The following is a 2,557-nucleotide window of genomic DNA, read 5'->3' as shown; positions in this document are numbered from 1 at the left end:
GGCTTCGAGACGCGTCTCGAAGCCGCCACCCAAACCCGCGCAAAGCAAGCCACGGAGGGTTTCCGGGGTGGCCCTCGCACGGCTCGCGCGAGGGCCACCCCCTCCCCCTTCCCTCCCCACGCCCGTGGGCTGGGCTCGACAGGACCAAGGAGCACGCATGCACGACGTCCGCACCCTCCTGACCCCCGAAGCGTTCGGGGGCGTCACCGCCACGGTGGTGGACAACAACCCCGGCATGGCAGTCCGCACGGCCGAGCGCATCGTGACCGAGGCGCTGAAGTTCGTCGTCACCGCCCGCAGGTTCCCCACCCTGCGGATCACCCCGTCCAACATCGTGGACGAGGGCTGGCACGCCCTCATCCTCCACACACGCCCCTACGCCGGAGTGTGCGAGCGGCTCGGGGGGTTCGTGCACCACTACCCCGAGCGCCCCGACCCGACGCGCCACGACCCGGACGCCCTCGCCCGGACCGTCGCCCTCATCGAAGAGACCGGCTACACCCCCGACCACGAACTGTGGACCGGTCCGACCCGCGCCCAGGTCGCGGTGGCCGCCAGTTGCTCCCACACCCCGATCCCCCGGCGGTGGCGGCGGTGGAGGTGGCGGCGAAGCCCACTAGCCTGAACCCACCCACACGGAGAGGGCGGGAAGCATGGACGAAGACGAAGCCCAGCAGCTAGCCAACTCGCTTCGGCGCCTGGGCATTCGGGGCATCGTGTCCCCCGAAGACCTGGGCAACCCGGACGGGCAATGGCGGGTGTACGACAGCGCCAACCCCAACACCCGCCGGGACATCACCGACGACGTGCTGACGGTGGTCCGGGGTCGGTCACGTCAGGCGGGCCAGAGCGGTCCGACGCGGGGATTCGTCATCCACGCCCCTCGATGAGCAGCGCCCTGGAACGGCCCCGTCCGGGTTTCGCCTGGGCGGGACCACTTCGTGCGGTCCTTCACATAGCGCCGATGGTCCCGCCACCTGCCACGACGCCTGTCACTGACCGGCAGGAACGGCCGCAGCCGTTCCCACTCGGCATCCGTCAGATCTCCCCGCCCCATGCCCGGACCAACGAGCAATTCAGGCGATAGTCACATGATCGGGCGGAAAAGTCCTAGGCGGGCGCGAGCCGCGGCACTCGCGGATTCCGGACATCGTCACCCGGTCGCCGGCCGGCCGGGGCCGCACGCCGGAGCGCCGCCCCGAGTCGATCGGGACGGCGCTCCGTTGCCGCGACTCGGGTCACTGGCCGGCCGGGGCGGGCGTGACGGGGGTGCCGTCCACGCGCACCAGCGCCTTCACGGCGGTGTCGATCGGGCCCTGGTCGGTGTTCGGAGCGAGGCTGAGCCAGTCGGAGGTGTAGACGACCCCCTGCTGCACGGTGAAGTCGGCGAGCGACACCCGCAGCTTGTAGTGCTGGGTCGCGCCCTTGCCGAGACCGCCGGTCACCGACGGCAGCTGCCAGGTGTTGGCCGAGCCGGGGACCGTGACCCACTGGCCGCCCTGCAGCACGTCCAGCTTGAGGGTGGCCGGGGTCGGCTTGGAGCCGTCGCCGTAGCGGAGCGTCGGGTTGATCGTCGAGTTGATGTCCGCGCCGTTGTTGGTCAGGTCGAGATCGGTCTCGAACGACTTCTTGAACGAGACGTCGCCCCACTGGGAGAAGTTCTGGACGAGGGCTCCGGTGGGAGCGGCGACCGGCAGGGTCACCGGGGCGCTGTTGGTGCTGTCGTTCTTGTCGTTCTCCAGCCCGACCTCCACGGCGGTGTCGTCCGCCGGGAGCGCGGCCTTCAGCGTGAAGGAGACCGCCCAGGTGTAGGTCGTGTGGGCCGGCACCGTGAACGACGCCGAGGCCATGTGGTTCTCGGGCACGACGGCGCCGGCGAATCCGTTGGCGCCCCAGGTCGCCGTACCGGAGGTGGCCGGTGCGGAGATCGCCTTGGCGCTGAAGCCGATCCAGTTCCAGTTGTTCGGGGCGGAACCCACCGGCTTGACGGTCACCGACGGGTGGAACGGCTGGTCCTGGTCGGAGTTGTTGGTGACGGTCATCGTCAGCTCGGCGCCGTTGCCGCCGCGGACCAGCGGGGCCTGCCCCGCGTTCGGCGCCAGGGTGGCGACCAGCGGCTTGGCGTCGCCCGTCGCGGGAGCGTCAGCGAAGGCGGCCGTCGGGACGAGCGCGGCGGTGCCGGTGACGGCCACCAGGGTGGCGGTGGCGAGCAGGCGGGAACGGCGGTTGGACGAGTGCGCGGACATGGCTATTTCCCCCCGGAAACAGAGTCTGGTGCAGCTGTGCGCCGAATGCGGTCCGCGTCTCCTTCGCGGGCCCGGCTGCTGCGATGTGAAGAGCTTCGCAGGTCAACCGTTCGTACACCACCACGGAACCGTCACCACCGTGTAACAGGCCATCAGGCGGCCTCGGGAAGGTCGCGGTGGTGGCGCAGCGGCGAGCAGAAGAAGAGCAGGCCACGGGTCGCGATCGTGATGGTCGGCAACGGCCGCTGGGCGAAGGAGCGCGGGCTGCCGCGCACCGAGGGCCACAAGGTCGGCGAGGGCGTCGTGCTGGA

Annotated in this window: 3 protein-coding genes and 2 pseudogenes; 3 read left to right on the top strand and 2 right to left on the bottom strand. The window is 70.7% G+C overall.

Translation table 11 applies throughout. The features are described from left to right. Positions 1 to 157 precede the first annotated feature (157 nt). Together ABZW10_RS38650 and ABZW10_RS38645 are read left to right on the top strand one after the other, a co-directional pair. Complete coding sequence (locus ABZW10_RS38650) at positions 158 to 625, top strand: hypothetical protein (protein ID WP_355376386.1); 468 nt, start codon at positions 158 to 160, stop codon at positions 623 to 625. A 28-nt stretch (positions 626 to 653) separates the two neighbouring features. Beyond that, the gene (locus ABZW10_RS38645) at positions 654 to 890 is read left to right on the top strand and encodes a hypothetical protein (protein ID WP_355376391.1); all 237 of its coding nucleotides are present in this window, start codon (positions 654 to 656) and stop codon (positions 888 to 890) included. Between the two features lie 62 nt (positions 891 to 952). Here the strand turns inward: ABZW10_RS38645 and ABZW10_RS38640 are convergent. Continuing rightward, positions 953 to 1,057, bottom strand: a pseudogene (locus tag ABZW10_RS38640) (IS5/IS1182 family transposase); the annotation flags it as partial. 181 nt (positions 1,058 to 1,238) lie between these two features. After that, positions 1,239 to 2,246: a hypothetical protein gene (locus tag ABZW10_RS38635; RefSeq protein ID WP_355376383.1), complete on the bottom strand. Its 1,008-nt coding sequence runs from the start codon at positions 2,244 to 2,246 to the stop codon at positions 1,239 to 1,241. A gap of 216 nt (positions 2,247 to 2,462) precedes the next feature. Between ABZW10_RS38635 and ABZW10_RS38630 the strand changes: the two are divergent. Beyond that, positions 2,463 to 2,557: pseudogene (locus ABZW10_RS38630) on the top strand (undecaprenyl diphosphate synthase family protein); the annotation flags it as partial.

Source organism: Kitasatospora sp. NPDC004723 (assembly GCF_040609255.1).
In the GTDB taxonomy this organism is placed as follows: Bacteria; Actinomycetota; Actinomycetes; order Streptomycetales; family Streptomycetaceae; genus Kitasatospora.
This window is presented reverse-complemented; position numbering and strand designations above follow the sequence as displayed.

Excerpts from the sequence above, each read along its gene's own strand:
- ABZW10_RS38650 (WP_355376386.1), top strand. The coding sequence starts at position 158 with ATGCACGACGTCCGCACCCTCCTGACCCCCGAAGCGTTCGGGGGCGTC.
- ABZW10_RS38645 (WP_355376391.1), top strand. The coding sequence starts at position 654 with ATGGACGAAGACGAAGCCCAGCAGCTAGCCAACTCGCTTCGGCGCCTG.
- ABZW10_RS38635 (WP_355376383.1), bottom strand. The coding sequence starts at position 2,246 with ATGTCCGCGCACTCGTCCAACCGCCGTTCCCGCCTGCTCGCCACCGCC.